This is a genomic window from Moritella sp. 5, from assembly GCF_018219455.1.
Lineage (GTDB): Bacteria > Pseudomonadota > Gammaproteobacteria > Enterobacterales > Moritellaceae > Moritella.
In genome coordinates this window covers 4208686-4225108 of the sequence record NZ_CP056122.1, presented here as the reverse complement: position 1 = coordinate 4225108, position 16423 = coordinate 4208686, and the positions used below count along the sequence as shown (strand labels likewise).

Genomic DNA, 16423 nt, shown 5'->3' with positions numbered 1-16423 from the left:
CAAGTGGGGCATAATCTAGAGGGGAGGGAACGCAATGAACCTGAATTGGCGTCCCAGTTCAGGTTCATTGTGATTTTTTAACTTATTATATCGAGGAGCGACTTAAGCTGTCGCAGCTACCTTCGATAATGTTTTAGCTAAATTTTTGATATAAGTATTTGTTAATGTTTCAAATTCAACTTTAACAACTGGTTTTAAACCGATACCAGCCAGACTTGGTAATGGAATTGTAATTACGGCATCTGTTAATAAGTTAATATCACAACCAGTACTAGTCTCAGTTATGATCCATTTACCAGATACTTTTGCACTATTCTTAGCTGTGTCACGAGGTTCCCAAACAATAGATTTACTCGCTGCATCACAGGTATATTCGCATGCATAAATTGTTTGAAGTTGAATCGGCCCTAGACCAATTTTTTTCATTTCCCAACGGTAAGTATTTGCAGCTTCTTCGATCAAATGCTCTAGATCTGGAAAATGGCTAGTTGAAGCCGGAACGTCAGCTAAAAGTTTATAAACGGTATCTATATCTGCAGGTACTGTAAATTTTTTATTTAGTTGAATTTTTACGTCGAAAGCCATTTCAAGTGTTCCTTTATTTAATATTAGTGTTAAATATTCTAGGCTTAACGCGCTAGATGTATAATTTCTGTCGCTTACATTGCAACAGATGAATATTGTTGTCAAGAATGAACTATCAATTTTGGGGTATGTGTTATGGCTGTTTTTACCTTCAAATATCGTTAGCTAAATGTGCCTATATATCCCTCTGTCGGGTAGATTGTAAGTTACACAAGATTATTACAGCGGTGTAACAACTATCATGCTTGTTTTGTATAAGATAGCGATTCGAACTGAAATGTATCATTGAGTAAATCAGTCAGATAATATTGATCTAATGTTTGCAGGAAGGCATCAATACCAGTTTCTAGTACTTTTTTTAATTGATAAATTGGCACAATGTCACTATCACTTGCGTTAGCATCTATGCCTTTCAAATTATTTTCGAGTGCTCTGACGAGCTGACCAATATTAATTTCTGATGCGGGTTTTGCTAACCATATACCGCCATTTTTACCTCTCGATGATTCTATATAGTCGAGAGCTGACAGATGTGCTATGACTTTAGCAATATGGTTTCGTGATGCGTCATACACATTAGCTACTTCCGCAGAGCTTGAGCGTTGCCCTTTTGGAAGGGTGGATAAATACATGAGTGTGCGTATGCCAAAATCTGTATAAGTCGTTATCTTCACTTTAGTCACCATTGCAAATGTTATCGTAAGTTAATTATGCGCAAACTACTCTAGAAATTTATACCAACTCTTTCTCTGCCTTTATCATTATGACGTCTTTACCATGTTCTTGAAGGAAACGCTTAAACCCTTCGAGCAACTCTCTTGGATGACTAAACTGGCAGTAAGTGACTGGATAATCTTGATCTAACTCTTTTAAAAGTGGGCTTTTGATTGGGGCTCCTCGCCAGACTGCAAAAAAGACGGGCTTAGGATGGATGGAGCTTAAATTATAAGAAAGTTCATAAGCATCACTATCATTAGATGATGTGTGGATATAAAGCAACGCATCAACAACCGATAATAAACGTAACCGGTAATGACGATAATTAGCTGGTGTGAAAATGATCCCTGTTTGTCGCTGAAAAGCTTGCTGGTAATCACCTTGTTCTGCATCTAGATTGAAAGGAAGGAATTCAAGACCGTCGATGTTATGTTGTAAGAAGGTAATAACATTATCTAAAATCTTCAAGTGGTCTTTATGAATATCCCCCACATCTTGTTTGACTAATAGTTTCATTTTTATTCCCTTTCCTGACGATCGTTAAAATCGGTTGTTAGGAATACTGTTATACGCGGAACTATTAGAAATATTAATCAAGAGCTTGAGATATTTTGGCCTAGATTCTAGATTAGTGAAAAAGCATTGAAAACTAAAACCTAGGCTCATGTATTCGACTCGTTTATTCAATAGGGTAGAGTTTGTCAAGTGCGATAGATAACCCATTTTCAGTGACAATACGCACATGATCTCGACGTAATTTCCTTGGCTCATTAACACCGCATGAATGGGCAATTAGACCAATACCGTAATGAATGTATTTGTTATAGTTTGCAACCCGCTGTGCTTTATCTTGAACGTCTAATCCTTCTTGCAGTTTTGGGTTGTGAGTAGTGATACCCGTTGGGCAAGTATTCTTATTACATTGCAATGCTTGAATGCAACCTAGCGCGAACATGTTTCCACGTGCGGATACAATAAAATCGGCGCCGACGGCTAATGCCCAAGCGACTTTTGATGGGGTAATGAGCTTTCCTGATGCGATGACTTTAATTTTCCCTTGTAAATTGTACTTTTCCAACATATTAACAAGTAAAGGTAAGCTCTCTTTTAGAGGCAGACCCACATAATCCATTAATGGTTGTGGTGCAGCCCCTGTACCCCCATCTGCACTGTCTAACGTCATAAAATCGGGTGCTGATTCGGGACCGCGTTTTATTATTTCTGTTAATATATCCGCTATCCATTGAGTATGACCCAATACAAATTTAAATCCGACAGGTTTACCTGTTACTCGACGGATACGGGCGACCATATCAAGTATATCACCAACATTTTTTATTTCTGGATGAGCATTTGGACTGATGGAGTCTTCACCGACGGGAATACCTCGGATTTTGGCTATTTCTGCTGTGACCTTTTTACCGGGTAATATGCCTCCCTTACCTGGTTTAGCCCCTTGGCTTAGTTTTATTTCAAACATTTTAACTTGTTCTATTTCGGCAATTGATTTCAGTTTTTCATCACTTAAATGACCATGTTCATCTCGCACGCCATATTTTGCTGTGCCAATTTGATAAACGAGATCGGCACCGCCGGCAAGATGATGAAGTGATAGGCCGCCTTCCCCCGTATTTAACCAGCAACCCGCTTCTTTTGCACCATAAGACAATGCTAATACAGCAGGTTTTGAAATAGCGCCATAACTCATGGCTGAAATATTAAAGACAGAATTTGTTACGTACGGATGTGGGCAATCGGGACCCAAGGTAATAGTTTGGGGAGCGATCGCATCTTCGGTTAAGGTTGGAAAGGCACAATTCATGAACATGATGGTACCGACTTGATCTAGGTTACGTGTTGAGCCAAATGCGAGGGTGCGGTCAACGTTTTTTGCCGCGCGGTAAACCCAAGATCGTTCAGCTCGGTTGAAAGGCATTTCTTCACGATCTTGTGCAAAGAAATATTGGCGGAAGAACTCCCCTTGTTTTTCAAATAGGTATCTAAATCGTCCGATGACAGGGTAGTTATGGCGAATAGCCTGTTTGGTTTGTCTTTTATCTACTATATACATGTAGATAACACTAATTATTCCTCCGAAGAGGAGTAAAATGAATAGCCCAGTCATAATATCGAGGCCGTACAGTAGCATATCAATTTGTGATTTAAATTCCGGTTGCATAGGTGATACCTTTATTGAACTCTATCCTTAGGTTAAGAATACAATAAAGGGGACTGTACAACCAATAAAACAATAAAATAATCAAAAAATCAACGATTTACAACGATATCCTTGGCTATTTTTTGTAGTAGGTAGGTCTCTCGCTCAATTGACAGGCCAGCTCTAGGGTGACTCGCTATAACGTCAAGGTTATGCGCAATCGCGTCGTGGATATTGATCCATAGTGCGCTAACGCCATTTTTGATTTCATTTTCTTCTAAGCGTGGCGTGCCTAATTCTTTATTGGCATTACAAGTAAAACAATAGGATAGCATTTGGATACTATCAAAGCCGTCTTTATACCAAGGGCGAAGTTCTTCGTAACTACCGTAAGGTACAACGTTATGAATATTTTCAGCTCCTGTTTCTTCTTGAACTTCTCGAATTAAACCGGTAATGATGTCTTCATCGTCATGCAATCCGCCACCCGGTAAACTGTAATCATGGTAGCGCGCAGTGAAGATCAGTAAGATCTCTTCACCTTGAGTAATAATGCCACGCGTTGCGACCCGTTGGTCAGTATTTTTAGGCGTGGTTACATCTGGATGGATAGTAGAACGAAGGACGGGCATCTGGTTGATCATTATAAATGGCTCTTATGATTGTTTAACTTGTAGCTAAGATAGGTTTATGTCTACTGTTCTTAGCTGTATCACTGTAATGCGTTTTTCGAATTTTTATGCCATTGCGTAATGCTGTATGTCATCACGTATCGGAACTCGAATTAGCCATATAGTAGCATATTCGTAAAGAAGACTCTGCAAAGGGTTTACTTGTTTCTGTCTCTCGATGAATTAGCCAATGGTGATACGAAGTCAAACTGAGACCGTTTTGCTCTATTTTATGTTTAGCTAAAAAAGATGAAATAATCAGAATTTTAATTTCTTGTATTGATAACGAAATTATTCATGTGCCTAGCGTAATTAAACTTGATAGTCTAGAGTGTAATGCTGTACTATTACGTCATTACAATTCAGGTGCGATGATTTTATAGTATGATCAATGAATTACTTTTAGATATATCAAATAAGGGCGATATTTCACTCGTCTTGCCATTGTTGTTTTCACCGGAAGAATTAAATGCTGTCAATGCCCGTGCTTTAGTTTATAAAGAACTTTTGCTAGGCGAGCGGTCACAGCGCGAAATAGCGAAAATACACAATATTAGTATTGCCACTATTACTCGAGGTTCAAATAATTTGAAATCAATGAGTAATATTGAAAAAGAATTATTACAAACATTATTAATTAGGAAGTAGGTATATGTCTGAAGTAATGACCGTCAGTCAAGACGAAAAACCATCCTCGCTGGGTGGCGTATTCATCATTACGGGTACCAGTATTGGTGCCGGTATGTTTTCACTACCCGTATTAACATCAAGTATGTGGTTTGGCTGGGCTGTATTATTTTTGTGTGTATCTTGGTACTGCATGTATAGTTCAGCACTTTACTTACTTGAAGCGAACCAAAAATTTAAACATGGTGTTAATTTTGATTCAATGACAAAGGCTTTGTTACCGACATCATTACGTATATTGAATGGTTTGTCAGTGATGTTTGTGAGTTATATCTTAGTATATGCCTATATCTCGGGTGGTGGCTCGATGTTGGGGCACAGCTTACAATCGGGTTTAGGTATTGAACTTGATCAATCTGTCGCTAGTTTTGCTTTTGCTGTCCTACTTGGGTTGATTGTGAGCTTTAGTACCAAAGCAGTTGATCGTTTTACTTCTGCAATGTTAGGTGGGATGGTGATCACTTTTAGTATCGCTATTTTCAGCTTGCTTAGTGGTGCAAACTTTTCTTTATTACAGCCACTTGCCGAGATGACAGAACGCTTACCTTATAGTTGGGCTGCAATACCGTCATTAATGGTGTGTTTTGGTTTTCATTCTAATATTCCAAGCTTGGTTAAATATTATAAAAAAGACAGCGCGAAAGTTGTTAACTCTATCCGTTACGGAAGTTTGTTAGCTCTGACGATATATCTAATCTGGTTACTTGCGAGTTTCACTGTGATTGGTCGCGATGGCTTTGCTGCTGTTATTGCTGAAGGTGGCAATATGGGTGCACTCGTTTCTGCGTTAGAGTCTAAGGGATCGGGTGTTACGTTAGCAATTACGTTACAGTTATTTGCCAATTTTGCTGTAGCAACATCATTTTTGGGCGTGGCATTAGGTTTATTTGATTTTCTTACTGATTTATTGAAACTCGATGATACCTTGTCTGGTCGTAGTAAAACGGCTTTAGTCACATTTGTACCACCAATGATAGGCGGTGTGCTATTTCCAAATGGTTTTATTTACGCTATTGGTTATGCGGGTTTCGCTGCGGCTATATTTGCTTTGTTTACACCTGTTGCTCTTGCGTTTCAGGCGCGTAAGCATTTACCAACCACTGATTTTTTGGTTACTGGTGGTTATACACGTATGGTTGTGGTGATGATATTTGCCGTTTGCGTGGTTATCTTCCAAGTCTTGTCGATGATGGGGATGCTAGCGTAAGTACGTTAATTGATAGTATGACCGCCGTTAGTGAGTAGATTACTAACGGTGAGTTAGCTGATCATAAGTGAATTAAAATGTGATTAGGTTTAAGTTTTTGAAATTAATCTCTATTTGTATTATTTAGTGCTTTGTTTTGGCGCTTTTTTGCGATATAGCACTATTTTGAAACAATAATGATATTAGTTTTGAATTAATTCTATTTTATTAAGTATAATAAGATATATTTTGATTATGTGATATAAACATGAATTATACTTTTCCTCGCACGGCCATTATTTTTACTTTTGTCTTCTCTTTATCGGGCTGTTTTGATATTGCTGACACGCCAAAATTAAACTCTTCATGGGAAGCAACTGGCTCAACATCAATTAAGAGCGAGCAATTCGGTTTCGTTAATGACTCTACAAGCACATGTCCTACCTTTTTAACGAATAGCAACTCCGATATTGAGCAGGCTTCATTACCTACTGAATTTAGTATTGTTGATTGGAATATTTATAAACAACAGGGTGATAACTGGCGTTCAGAGCTAACAAGCTTAATTGAAAAAAATGATTTGATCGTTTTACAAGAAGCTAAATTAAGTTTTTTATTGCATCAATTAATGCAGCAATATGGGTTAAGTTGGACACAAGTTGAAGCTTTTAGTATTTATAAGCAGTCGATGGGTGTATTAACGGCAAGTAAAATCGAGCCGATATCAGTGTGTAAACAAACATTAGCCGAACCTTTGATTCGCTTTCCTAAATCGTCACTGATTAGCTATTATTCTTGGGCGGGCAGTGATGAACCTTTGCTTGTTGCGAATATGCATATGATCAACTTTACATTGGGTGTTGATGAATTTAATCAGCAACTAGAAAGCGTGATTTCTGTTATTCGTCAGCATCAGGGGCCTGTGATCATGGCTGGGGATTTCAATACTTGGACGAACAAGCGTTTGAGTAGGTTACTTGAGGTGACGGCAAGTGTTGAGTTACAGCAATTGGTTTATAAAAATGATGTGCGTGAAACTGTATTTGGTCATTCTCTCGATGATATTTATTTTAGAGGGTTACAACAATTGAGTGCCTCATCTTATGAAACAACAGCCTCCGATCATAATCCGATTGTTGCGCGTTTTGGTCCTTTGTTTTAGTTATGATTAATGGAATGAATTTTATGGATAAATTTAAACAGCAGTATCCCATTATTGTCGATGACATTGTACGCTGGGGTGACATGGACGCCTTTGGGCACGTTAATAACACCGTGTATTTCCGTTATTTTGAACAAGCGCGGATTGGTTATTTTGATCAAATTAAGGCAATGGAATACATGCAGGTGCATGGTATCGGTCCAATTTTAGCCGCGACGAACTGTCGTTTTAAAGCACCACTAAAATCCCCTGATACTATTCAAATTGGCGCTACAGTTTCAGAATTTGCTGAACATAAACTTATCATGAAGTATGCGGTGTGGAGTAATACGTTACAACGTGTTGTTGCAGAAGGCGAAGGGGTAATTGTTTTTGTGGATTATCGTGAGCATAAGAAAATGCCCGTACCTGCAGATATCGTAGATAAAATAAAACAGTTACAACCAGCATTATTTACGGTATAGCGATGGCGGGATAAAGCAGGCTAGGTTAACTTAGCCTGCGAATAATCTTATACTTAAAGCGCGCTATTTGCCGCTTGTTCGTTTAAGAATAGGCAACCAAGTGTGAATGCATTCTGTTGGAATTTTTTCAGGCCTGTTTCAGCGAATTCTACAAAGATCGGGTGATCTTGTAGTAGTTGCTTGTAGTACGTTTGTGAAATCATGCTCACTTCTACGCTATTTACAAGTTGGATCGCTGCTTCTGCTTTAAAGCTTGTAGAACTACCACTAAATTTACCTTTAGTAAGACGTTCTTTGATCACCACGTGTTCAATTTTATAATCTTGCATTAGTTGGGCAAATTCTTTATGAAACTGACGCATTTGATACGCTTCAGTTGAACTTGCTAAGGTAATTTTTCTTTTACGGCATTCAATAAGTTCAAACATTCCATCTTTTAAAGAAAGGAAACATAGATTTACTTCATTGCCTGCTAGTTCAACACTACAAATTTTCATTAAATAACTCACCATAAATAAAGATAACTTCGCTATTATAACCACTTTATTGTCAGTTAACATGGTTATCGTTGTTTCGTTGTGAATTTATACGATGACCTATCCCCTAAAAACAATTAATTGTAAGGAAACATAATGACATATTTACCTTGTGTTGAAATTGAACCTAATCTATCGGCAAATGCGAGTGTTATTTGGTTACATGGACTTGGCGCTAACGGTCATGATTTTGCTCCAGTAGTCCCTATGATCGCATTACCCGTTGAACATCAAGTGCGCTATGTTTTTCCGCACGCACCAGACATTAAGGTAACCATTAATAATGGTTACAAAATGCCGGCATGGTATGACATCTTAGAAATGACACTTGAGCGGAAAATTGATATGTCAGGTCTCATGATAAGTGTGGAACAAGTACAGCATTTGATCCAACGAGAGATTGACCGAGGTATTGATAGCGCGCGTATTATTGTTGCTGGTTTTTCCCAAGGTGGTGCAGTAGCATATCAAAGTGCTCTCACATTTCCGCAGCCATTGGCTGGATTAATGGTGATGTCGAGTTACTTTGCAACGTATAAAACGATTGAGGTACACAAGAATAACCTTACATTACCGATTCATGTTTATCATGGTAGTGCTGATCCTGTTGTTGCTGAGTCTCTGGGATTAGACGCCGTAAAGTATTTAGAAGCCTTAGGTTATGAGCCTCGATATAGCCGCTACCCTGCAGAGCATACTGTTACACCACAACAAATAAATGACATATCACAACATATAACTCAGTTTTTATCGATAAATTAGGAGGTTACCTCGTATTAAACCGGGGTTTAATGCAATGAGTTTCAATCGATAATCGTCTTTTATTTTGTAATTAAGATCACAAGGATCTAAGTTGTGCTCTCATTTATGACGATTACACCTATGCTTAATAGTTCCTAGTATCAATAGTAAGATTTAACAATGCGCCAGAATAAAAACGGTACTGTAAATAATGATGTTGTTAACAATAATGTATTGATTGATAACTTTGTGGCTAATAATGACATCAATAATCCAGATATTGAATCTCAAAAAGAGATTGATCGTGATGCTGTTAAAATTACGCTAGCGACAAAAATGAATTTTGCTCGACAGATTTGGTTAGCTGGGTTAGGGGCATACAGTAATAGCATTGATGGGCTCAATATAGCGGGTGAAAAATCTTCAATGTTTTTTGAAGAGCTACTACGCCAGGGTGAGAAGGTTGATAACGCATTTAAGTTACATTCCACAGCGGAGCATATTTCGCTACATGGCTTAGAAAAGCTAATCCAACGGACTTATGCAAAATTAACCGGTATTGAAAGTGATAAAATTAACCAATTAAACGATAAGTTGGATGCGTTACTGGCAGAACTCACAGATAAAAAGTAAACCACTTCGCTTTTGTTGTAAGTGGTTTATGTATGCGTTTACTGCTAAACGGTAATATCGTTAATCTTCGGCGAGTAGGTTGCCAAGGTATTCGCTGGCATTTGCTCTGATCGGCATAAAATAGACATTATCATTTTTGGCTTGCACCTTTTTGATCATTGCTCGGCCAAAGTTAATATTCCATTCTTTCGTTGCTTCGAAGTCGCTTGGAAAGACCACGTCATTTTTGTTTTCCCAGTAGGACTTACTTGTTTCGCTGTGAATTGGACTCATCCCCCAAAAAACTTCCGTACCCTGTAGCATATCCATGTATACATCGAGAAATTTCAAATCAAAAAATGGTTGCGTGAAGAAACCGTCAACACCAGCATCAATTTTATCGTGGATATAATCGAGTTCTTTACGCATACTGGTTCGATATTGATCGATTGCAGCGTACACTTTCATATATGGCAGTTCTTTTTTGATAATACGAATGAGTTCACATGATGTATTACGATAGGTACGATGTGAAATATCCTGTGGTGGATCACCTTCGACGACAAGTACAGAATTGATCTTACTATGACGGAAAAAATCGGTTAATGGGAAGCCACTTCTCAAATCAAAATCGATAGCACGAAGGTGAGGGATCACTTCATCAAACTTATCTTGTAGATGATCGCAGGCATCCCAGCTACGAACATCAAAGCGAAGTAAGTCTGGAATATTTAGCGTATTTATCTGGCTAAATTGGCTTACTTCTTCGACTTCAGCGTTTAAAGTTTCCCATGTACGGGGTACAAGCTCTATTGAGTATTTCAAATTACATCCCTATGTGTTATCAACAGTCCTCGTTGATAATCCTTTTAATACCTAAACTCGATTTCGCGTGCTTAGGTTTTTACAATCCTTGATATAATTTGTATTACTATACCTTATTTATTTGCGGCTAACTGCTGTAACCAAGCAATTTCATTAGCCCAAATAGTATCATCTATTGTTTCCAATACCATAGGTATACCATTAAAGCGTGCATCCTGCATGATAAATTTAAAAGCATCTTCGCCAATAAAACCTTGGCCTAAGCTGTGATGGCGATCAACTTTCGTGCCTAGCGCTACTTTGCTGTCATTAATGTGCATACCGGCGAGGTATTCAAAGCCGACAATATTTGAAAAATCGTTAAAGGTTTTTTCACAAGCGTCAAAGGTACGCAAGTCATATCCCGCGACAAAGGTGTGGCAGGTATCAATGCAAACACCCACACGACTCTTATCTTCAACTTGTTCGATTATCTCGGCAAGGTGCTCAAAACGATAACCTAAGTTTGTTCCTTGGCCTGCGGTATTTTCAATGACCGCTTTGACAGACGTTGATTTTTCAAGGGCGAGATTAATTGATTCTGCCACGCGTTTTAAACTTTCCGATTCCGATATTTTTTTCAAGTGACTACCAGGATGAAAGTTAAGTAAAGTTAAACCTAGCTGTTCGCAACGGTGCATTTCATCATAAAAGGCATTACGCGATTTTTCTAATGCCTCAGCTTCTGGGTGGCCAAGGTTAATCAAGTAAGAATCGTGAGGTAAAATTTGTGCCGAGGTAAAATTGTATCGTTTGCAATTGGCTTTAAATTTACGAATATCATCAGGACTCAGTGCTTTTGCATCCCAACGACGTTGATTCTTGGTAAATAGAGCAAATGCAGTTGCACCTAAATCGTGGGCATTTTTAGGTGCATTCCACACACCGCCAGCTGCAGATACATGTGCACCAATAAATTTAGTCATTTTTTGCTCCATTATTTTCGGGATTCATCGTTTTTAATCAATTTAATGACAAAACAGTTTTAATGAAGGCTTTTTACGATAAAATTAGGTTTTTGGCAATGCTAATTTTTGGGATCTATTAATGAAAACTTGGTCAGAATTTTTGTTGCACGAACAGCAGCAAGCATATTATTTAGAGTTACAAAATTTTATCTCGACTGAAAGAGCTGCAGGGAAAACCATCTATCCTAAAGAAGCCGATGTATTTCAAGCTTTTTCATTAACCCCTTTAAGTGATGTAAAAGTGGTTATATTGGGGCAAGACCCTTACCACGGTCCTGAACAAGCACATGGATTATGTTTTTCGGTATTACCAGGTATTAAGATCCCGCCTTCACTACGTAATATGTATAAAGAACTGACAACTGATATCGACGGTTTTGCAACGCCTGATCATGGTTACCTCGTTGAGTGGGCACAACAAGGTATTTTAATGTTAAATACAGTGCTAACCGTTGAGCAAGCGAAAGCACATTCACATGCCAAATCAGGTTGGGAGACGTTTACTGATCATGTGGTTGAATTGTTAAACCAGCAAGACGAAGAGATCATTTTTGTACTATGGGGCAATCATGCTAAGAAGAAAGGTCGTCATATTGATCGCAGCCGACACCATGTTTTAGAAGGTGTACATCCATCGCCACTGTCTGCAAGTCGTGGTTTCTTTGGCTGTCAGCACTTCTCTTCTATCAATGCTCGTTTACAGTCGCGCCATCAACAATCGATCAATTGGCAAGTCAGTGACATTGATAGCTTAGTATAACTAAATGGTTAAACAGTGAACCCGATCAAAGAAACTAATACTATATGGGTATATTGTGAGGGGAGGTAATTTTCATATTGGAGTTTGTATGTTATCTCTCATTATTAAAGATCATAAACAAGTAGAGCTGTTGTTAAATGTATTAACTGAGCAGTTAGCAGAACTCGAGTCTGAACAGCAAAGTGTTAATTTTACGCTGATGGATGATATCGTTAACTATTTACGTAATTATATTGAGCTATACCATCACCCAAAAGAAGATCTTATTTATTCGTATTATCTTGAGCATTATGTTGAAGATGCAGCTATGCCGAATCGATTAGCGAGTGAACATCAAAGCTTAAACTTTCTTAGTCGTGAATTATCAAACTCATTAAATATGATCCAGCTTGATTCTGTAATGCCGTTTGACGAACTTGCGGTCCAGTTAAAAGAGTTTGTGAATAAGCAGCGTACGCATATTCAATATGAAACGAATGTAGTGATGCCACTCATGGCTGAAAAATTTACCCCCGACGATTGGTGCCATATTGAACATTTGTGGAAAAATGGTTGTTTACAGGAAGTGCAAGCTATGACGGAGGTTAATGACACGTTTAACCTATTAAAATTGCAGATCGCTCAGGCTGGGTTTACTTGCGAAGCTGAAGAAGATCTTTGCTTGGTGTAAATATTGACTCTGTAATAAATGCAGGCTAGTAAGTCAAACTGTGGCTATTTATTAATTTGAATGGCCATTTTTATAGTTCCAAGTTCCACAGGATCCTAACTTCTTGCATTAATGCACTTATGACTGGCTCACGAGCTCTATTTTTAGCAACAACAAAATAGAGTGTCGTTGGAAAGTCTAATACAGATATTATTCGAACGTGTTTGTTTTTTTCTGCTATCAGAGCTTCTTCTATTTCTAGAAAACTTAGTCCTAGACCACTCTTTACTAGTTCTAATCGAGAGGTTTCATCACTCGTTTTTATAGTAGATAGGATATTATTTCCAAGTTTATTTTTTAGAAAATCATCAAAAGGACAATAGTCTCCCATCATTATCCATTGGTGAATACGAAGGTCCGCTTGAGTCATTATTTTACTACAATCAAACGAAAGTGGTGCGATTGTAGTTATCTTTTTCTTCATAACTGCTACGCCGATAAAGTCATCGGGAATAGCACCAAAAATATAACCACCATCTAAACGATGCTCTCTAATATCATTAATCGTTATGCCGGTTGATTGCTGATGAATATCCAAGCTGATACCTGGGCAGTTTTCTTGTAGGTTTTTTACTAATTCAGAAAGTCTCATTTGCTTGGCTGTTAAGTTAATACCTAAGTGAAATGTCCCAATTATCTCATGTTGATTATTAGCAGCTAAATTCACTAAGTCTAAAGCGCAATCTAGTGTTAGATATGCTTTTTTTAATAATAATTGACCTTTGTCTGTTAAAGACATGCCTTTATTAGAGCGAATAAATAAAGGGGTGGCTAGTTCTTCCTCAAGCGATTTAATGTGAGCACTTATAGCTGGTGGTGTCGTATATAGACGCTTTGCTGCTTGAGTCAAATTGCCTATTTCAGCTACCGCGACAAAAGAGCGTAAATGATAAAATTCCAAGGTCAATTCCCTTTAATAAGTCCAACAAGGTTTAGCGAGTATAAAGTAGATTTTATATTCGCTAAATTATTTCACAATTCATTTTTGTTGAACGCAGACTTCAGTAATCATGAATTTTAGATTTTATTAAATCGCGATAAATTAGATCTATTGAAGGCTAGCGTTCGATGCAGTCTAGAATCATTAATTATATAAGGAGCACTTATGCCTAGCAATACAAATACATTTTCTTATCAAGCCGAGCAATCTCAAAAAACGCATGATTTTTTTGCGACCAAACTTGCTTGCGAAACTGATTGTTCAGATGTTTACGCGGACATTAAAGCTGATAATAAAAACTATATATTATTAGATGTACGTTCTACAGAAGCATTTAATAAAAGCCATGTAATAACCGCAGAAAGCATGCCTCACAGCGACATAAATGATGAGTCATTCGCAAAGTACGATGAAGATACCTTATTTGTAGTCTATTGTTGGGGGCCTGGTTGTAATGGCGCATCTAGAGCGGCTTTAAAAATTTCAGCTTTAGGGTTTGTAGTAAAAGAAATGATTGGTGGTATTCATTATTGGGAAGATTTTGAACGATACCCTGTTAATCGTCGATTGACCGAGGTTCAGAGGTAATATTTAATAATGTAGGGGGCCAGATTAAAAACCGCATTAAATGCGGTTTTTTATTTAAGCGATAAGATCAGAGTAATAACTTAAAGGATCGTTATAACCATCCATTTCCTTTTCTAAACTTAGCTTATCTTTTATCGCTTCAATCTCACGCCATTTCCGTTTTGAAGACGATTTTTTTTCTTTTTTTGTATTTTCTATCGACACTTGATTTATTCCTTCCATGGGATCACCTTTGTAATGATAGTTACCCTTTCTCTATAACATTTTTTTCATGCCCTTAGTCATATTTCACTCCGCATTTGAGTGCCAGATCACGTTAAAAGGCCTAAAATGAAAAAGGTATTAAATAGTTTATGTAAAAAATGATATGAATATTTTACATATATGTATCTAGTTAGGGCTGTAATTGCGGCTTCGGTAATTTTAACACCTGTTTATTAACAATTTACTGGTTTTTTATGTTATATTCCGCGCCACGTTTAGTTGGTGGTGTTACGTTTACTGCTATCTATGGACTTTAATAATATTGTGGAAAAGAAAATATGACGGAAGTTATCGACTTTATCAATGGGCTGCTGTGGGGCTCTGTACTGATTTATTTACTTATCGGTACGGGTCTGTATTTTACCTTTAAATTAGGTTTTATTCAGTTCCGCCATTTTACTCACATGTTCTCTGTTCTTGCTGGTAGCCGTAAAAGCAGCTCTGAAGGTGTATCATCATTTCAAGCGCTATGTACAAGTCTAGCTGCACGTGTTGGTACTGGTAACCTTGCTGGTGTTGCTGTAGCAATTACTGCGGGTGGTCCTGGTGCGGTATTCTGGATGTGGTTAATTGCTGTTATTGGTATGGCGACTAGTTTTGCTGAGAGTGCATTAGCGCAATTATTTAAAACCAAAGATGCTGACGGCAACTTCCGTGGTGGTCCCGCTTACTACATGGAAAAAGGTCTAGGCCGTCGTTGGATGGGCGTTGTATTCTCTGTCTGCCTAATCGTTGCATTTGGTTTGGTATTTAACGCTGTTCAGTCTGATGCGATTGCTAATTCAATGCACAATGCATTTGGTTTTGATAAAACTATCGTTGGTATCGTATTAGTTGTATTTACAAGCGTTATCATTTTTGGTGGTCTACGTATGATCGGCGCATTTGCTGAAATCGTAGTGCCATTCATGGCGCTGGCTTATATTCTGATTGCGTTTGTTGTTGTTGCAATGAACATTTCAGAAATACCTGCTATTTTCGAACTTATCATTAAATCTGCATTCGGCTTAGAAGAAGCTGCTGGTGGCGCATTAGGTGTTGCTATGATGCAAGGTATCAAACGTGGTTTATTCTCGAATGAAGCGGGTATGGGTAGTGCGCCGAATGCGGCTGCAAGTGCGGCACCATTCCCTAATCACCCTGCATCACAAGGTTATGTTCAGATGCTAGGTGTGTTCATTGATACTATCGTTATCTGTACTGCGACTGCATCTATCATTCTACTCTCAGATCTTGGTGATACATCGGGTATTGGTGGTATCGAATTAACTCAGCATGCATTGTCATCTCATGTAGGCGGTTGGGGTAGTACCTTTGTTGCTATTGCTATTTTATTCTTTGCATTTACGTCAATTGTTGCGAACTATTCATACGCAGAAACAAGTATCTTATTTTTGAACCGAGATTCAAAAGTAATGGTATGGATCTTCCGTGCTGCTGTTTTAGGTATGGTTATGTTTGGTGCCGTTGCTAAATCAACTCTGATTTGGAACATGGCTGATGCATCAATGGGCTTGATGGCGCTCGTCAATATTATCGCCATCTTAATGTTGTCTAAGTATGTCATCATCGTTGCGAAAGATTACAACAAACAACTCGCTGAAGGTAAGACGCCTACATTTGATAGTGCTGAATACCCTGAAATTGATAAAAAGATTAACAGTGAAATTTGGAATTCTAAATTTAAAAAGTAGCATTGTAGTTACTTTACATTAGCATTGTAAAATTAGAAAAAGCCACTCATTACAGCAATGAGTGGCTTTTTTAATAGGTATTAATTGAGTCGTAATAAAATCGTATCAAATTGACGT

Annotated in this window: 20 protein-coding genes; 10 read left to right on the top strand and 10 right to left on the bottom strand. The window is 37.9% G+C overall.

The window, feature by feature from the left end; genetic code table 11:
• Nucleotides 1–102: 102 nt before the first annotated feature.
• The 5 genes from HWV01_RS18845 to HWV01_RS18825 form a co-directional block, all read right to left on the bottom strand.
• Nucleotides 103–585, bottom strand: a complete 483-nt coding sequence (locus HWV01_RS18845) for an SRPBCC family protein (protein ID WP_211672995.1) — start codon at nucleotides 583–585, stop codon at nucleotides 103–105.
• A 239-nt stretch (nucleotides 586–824) separates the two neighbouring features.
• On the bottom strand, nucleotides 825–1259 hold the full coding sequence (locus HWV01_RS18840) for an Rrf2 family transcriptional regulator (RefSeq protein WP_249185378.1): 435 nt from the start codon (nucleotides 1257–1259) through the stop codon (nucleotides 825–827).
• A gap of 58 nt (nucleotides 1260–1317) precedes the next feature.
• Nucleotides 1318–1818, bottom strand: coding sequence for a hypothetical protein (locus HWV01_RS18835; protein WP_211672993.1), 501 nt, complete (start codon nucleotides 1816–1818; stop codon nucleotides 1318–1320).
• A gap of 163 nt (nucleotides 1819–1981) precedes the next feature.
• Nucleotides 1982–3481, bottom strand: coding sequence for an FMN-binding glutamate synthase family protein (locus HWV01_RS18830; protein ID WP_211672992.1), 1500 nt, complete (start codon nucleotides 3479–3481; stop codon nucleotides 1982–1984).
• Nucleotides 3482–3570: 89 nt separating this feature from the next.
• A complete protein-coding gene (locus HWV01_RS18825) occupies nucleotides 3571–4104 on the bottom strand; it encodes an NUDIX hydrolase (protein WP_211672991.1) in 534 nt (177 codons plus the stop codon).
• Between the two features lie 411 nt (nucleotides 4105–4515).
• Between HWV01_RS18825 and HWV01_RS18820 the strand changes: the two genes are divergently transcribed.
• From HWV01_RS18820 to HWV01_RS18805, 4 genes are all read left to right on the top strand, one after another.
• The gene (locus HWV01_RS18820) at nucleotides 4516–4779 is read left to right on the top strand and encodes a Trp family transcriptional regulator (protein WP_211672990.1); all 264 of its coding nucleotides are present in this window, start codon (nucleotides 4516–4518) and stop codon (nucleotides 4777–4779) included.
• A gap of 4 nt (nucleotides 4780–4783) precedes the next feature.
• The gene (locus HWV01_RS18815; protein WP_211672989.1) at nucleotides 4784–6025 is read left to right on the top strand and encodes an aromatic amino acid transport family protein; all 1242 of its coding nucleotides are present in this window, start codon (nucleotides 4784–4786) and stop codon (nucleotides 6023–6025) included.
• A gap of 247 nt (nucleotides 6026–6272) precedes the next feature.
• Nucleotides 6273–7166, top strand: coding sequence for an endonuclease/exonuclease/phosphatase family protein (locus HWV01_RS18810; protein ID WP_211672988.1), 894 nt, complete (start codon nucleotides 6273–6275; stop codon nucleotides 7164–7166).
• Nucleotides 7167–7189: 23 nt separating this feature from the next.
• Nucleotides 7190–7630: a thioesterase family protein gene (locus HWV01_RS18805; RefSeq protein ID WP_211672987.1), complete on the top strand. Its 441-nt coding sequence runs from the start codon at nucleotides 7190–7192 to the stop codon at nucleotides 7628–7630.
• Between the two features lie 53 nt (nucleotides 7631–7683).
• Here the strand turns inward: HWV01_RS18805 and HWV01_RS18800 are convergent, their stop codons facing one another.
• Complete coding sequence (locus HWV01_RS18800; RefSeq protein WP_249185377.1) at nucleotides 7684–8127, bottom strand: DUF3010 family protein; 444 nt, start codon at nucleotides 8125–8127, stop codon at nucleotides 7684–7686.
• 135 nt (nucleotides 8128–8262) lie between these two features.
• On the opposite strand from HWV01_RS18800, the gene HWV01_RS18795 reads away from it, so the two are divergent.
• Together HWV01_RS18795 and HWV01_RS18790 are read left to right on the top strand one after the other, a co-directional pair.
• Nucleotides 8263–8928: an alpha/beta hydrolase gene (locus tag HWV01_RS18795; protein ID WP_211672985.1), complete on the top strand. Its 666-nt coding sequence runs from the start codon at nucleotides 8263–8265 to the stop codon at nucleotides 8926–8928.
• A 159-nt stretch (nucleotides 8929–9087) separates the two neighbouring features.
• Nucleotides 9088–9540 carry a phasin family protein gene (locus HWV01_RS18790; RefSeq protein WP_211672984.1) on the top strand — a complete coding sequence of 151 codons (453 nt, stop codon included), beginning with the start codon at nucleotides 9088–9090 and terminating at the stop codon, nucleotides 9538–9540.
• Between the two features lie 60 nt (nucleotides 9541–9600).
• Here HWV01_RS18790 and HWV01_RS18785 read toward each other — a convergent pair whose 3' ends face one another.
• Both HWV01_RS18785 and nfo read right to left on the bottom strand, forming a co-directional pair.
• On the bottom strand, nucleotides 9601–10344 hold the full coding sequence (locus tag HWV01_RS18785; protein ID WP_211672983.1) for a methylenetetrahydrofolate reductase: 744 nt from the start codon (nucleotides 10342–10344) through the stop codon (nucleotides 9601–9603).
• A 113-nt stretch (nucleotides 10345–10457) separates the two neighbouring features.
• Entirely contained in the window at nucleotides 10458–11309 is an 852-nt protein-coding gene (nfo, locus tag HWV01_RS18780; protein WP_211672982.1) for a deoxyribonuclease IV, read from the bottom strand.
• Nucleotides 11310–11430: 121 nt separating this feature from the next.
• Between nfo and ung the strand changes: the two genes are divergently transcribed.
• Complete coding sequence (gene ung, locus HWV01_RS18775; RefSeq protein ID WP_211672981.1) at nucleotides 11431–12111, top strand: uracil-DNA glycosylase; 681 nt, start codon at nucleotides 11431–11433, stop codon at nucleotides 12109–12111.
• A gap of 88 nt (nucleotides 12112–12199) precedes the next feature.
• Nucleotides 12200–12781, top strand: coding sequence for a hemerythrin domain-containing protein (locus tag HWV01_RS18770; protein WP_211672980.1), 582 nt, complete (start codon nucleotides 12200–12202; stop codon nucleotides 12779–12781).
• A gap of 70 nt (nucleotides 12782–12851) precedes the next feature.
• On the opposite strand, the gene HWV01_RS18765 is transcribed toward HWV01_RS18770, so the two are convergent.
• Entirely contained in the window at nucleotides 12852–13721 is an 870-nt protein-coding gene (locus tag HWV01_RS18765; RefSeq protein WP_211672979.1) for a LysR family transcriptional regulator, read from the bottom strand.
• Between the two features lie 204 nt (nucleotides 13722–13925).
• Here HWV01_RS18765 and HWV01_RS18760 point away from each other — a divergent pair, with 204 nt between their 5' ends.
• Nucleotides 13926–14348 (top strand): rhodanese-like domain-containing protein, encoded by a 423-nt coding sequence (locus HWV01_RS18760; RefSeq protein WP_211672978.1) that lies wholly within the window; start codon nucleotides 13926–13928, stop codon nucleotides 14346–14348.
• A gap of 54 nt (nucleotides 14349–14402) precedes the next feature.
• Here the strand turns inward: HWV01_RS18760 and HWV01_RS18755 are convergent, their stop codons facing one another.
• The gene (locus tag HWV01_RS18755; protein ID WP_211672977.1) at nucleotides 14403–14570 is read right to left on the bottom strand and encodes a DUF3545 family protein; all 168 of its coding nucleotides are present in this window, start codon (nucleotides 14568–14570) and stop codon (nucleotides 14403–14405) included.
• Nucleotides 14571–14890: 320 nt separating this feature from the next.
• Between HWV01_RS18755 and HWV01_RS18750 the strand changes: the two genes are divergently transcribed.
• Complete coding sequence (locus HWV01_RS18750) at nucleotides 14891–16306, top strand: sodium:alanine symporter family protein (RefSeq protein ID WP_211672976.1); 1416 nt, start codon at nucleotides 14891–14893, stop codon at nucleotides 16304–16306.
• Nucleotides 16307–16423 lie beyond the last annotated feature (117 nt).

What these genes read in the sequence shown, in the direction of transcription:
- HWV01_RS18845 (WP_211672995.1), bottom strand. Translation starts at nt 585, where the DNA reads ATGGCTTTCGACGTAAAAATTCAACTAAATAAAAAATTTACAGTACCT.
- HWV01_RS18835 (WP_211672993.1), bottom strand. Translation starts at nt 1,818, where the DNA reads ATGAAACTATTAGTCAAACAAGATGTGGGGGATATTCATAAAGACCAC.
- HWV01_RS18830 (WP_211672992.1), bottom strand. Translation starts at nt 3,481, where the DNA reads ATGCAACCGGAATTTAAATCACAAATTGATATGCTACTGTACGGCCTC.
- HWV01_RS18825 (WP_211672991.1), bottom strand. Translation starts at nt 4,104, where the DNA reads ATGATCAACCAGATGCCCGTCCTTCGTTCTACTATCCATCCAGATGTA.
- HWV01_RS18820 (WP_211672990.1), top strand. Translation starts at nt 4,516, where the DNA reads ATGATCAATGAATTACTTTTAGATATATCAAATAAGGGCGATATTTCA.
- HWV01_RS18815 (WP_211672989.1), top strand. Translation starts at nt 4,784, where the DNA reads ATGTCTGAAGTAATGACCGTCAGTCAAGACGAAAAACCATCCTCGCTG.
- HWV01_RS18810 (WP_211672988.1), top strand. Translation starts at nt 6,273, where the DNA reads ATGAATTATACTTTTCCTCGCACGGCCATTATTTTTACTTTTGTCTTC.
- HWV01_RS18805 (WP_211672987.1), top strand. Translation starts at nt 7,190, where the DNA reads ATGGATAAATTTAAACAGCAGTATCCCATTATTGTCGATGACATTGTA.
- HWV01_RS18800 (WP_249185377.1), bottom strand. Translation starts at nt 8,127, where the DNA reads ATGAAAATTTGTAGTGTTGAACTAGCAGGCAATGAAGTAAATCTATGT.
- HWV01_RS18795 (WP_211672985.1), top strand. Translation starts at nt 8,263, where the DNA reads ATGACATATTTACCTTGTGTTGAAATTGAACCTAATCTATCGGCAAAT.
- HWV01_RS18790 (WP_211672984.1), top strand. Translation starts at nt 9,088, where the DNA reads ATGCGCCAGAATAAAAACGGTACTGTAAATAATGATGTTGTTAACAAT.
- nfo (WP_211672982.1), bottom strand. Translation starts at nt 11,309, where the DNA reads ATGACTAAATTTATTGGTGCACATGTATCTGCAGCTGGCGGTGTGTGG.
- ung (WP_211672981.1), top strand. Translation starts at nt 11,431, where the DNA reads ATGAAAACTTGGTCAGAATTTTTGTTGCACGAACAGCAGCAAGCATAT.
- HWV01_RS18770 (WP_211672980.1), top strand. Translation starts at nt 12,200, where the DNA reads ATGTTATCTCTCATTATTAAAGATCATAAACAAGTAGAGCTGTTGTTA.
- HWV01_RS18760 (WP_211672978.1), top strand. Translation starts at nt 13,926, where the DNA reads ATGCCTAGCAATACAAATACATTTTCTTATCAAGCCGAGCAATCTCAA.
- HWV01_RS18755 (WP_211672977.1), bottom strand. Translation starts at nt 14,570, where the DNA reads ATGGAAGGAATAAATCAAGTGTCGATAGAAAATACAAAAAAAGAAAAA.
- HWV01_RS18750 (WP_211672976.1), top strand. Translation starts at nt 14,891, where the DNA reads ATGACGGAAGTTATCGACTTTATCAATGGGCTGCTGTGGGGCTCTGTA.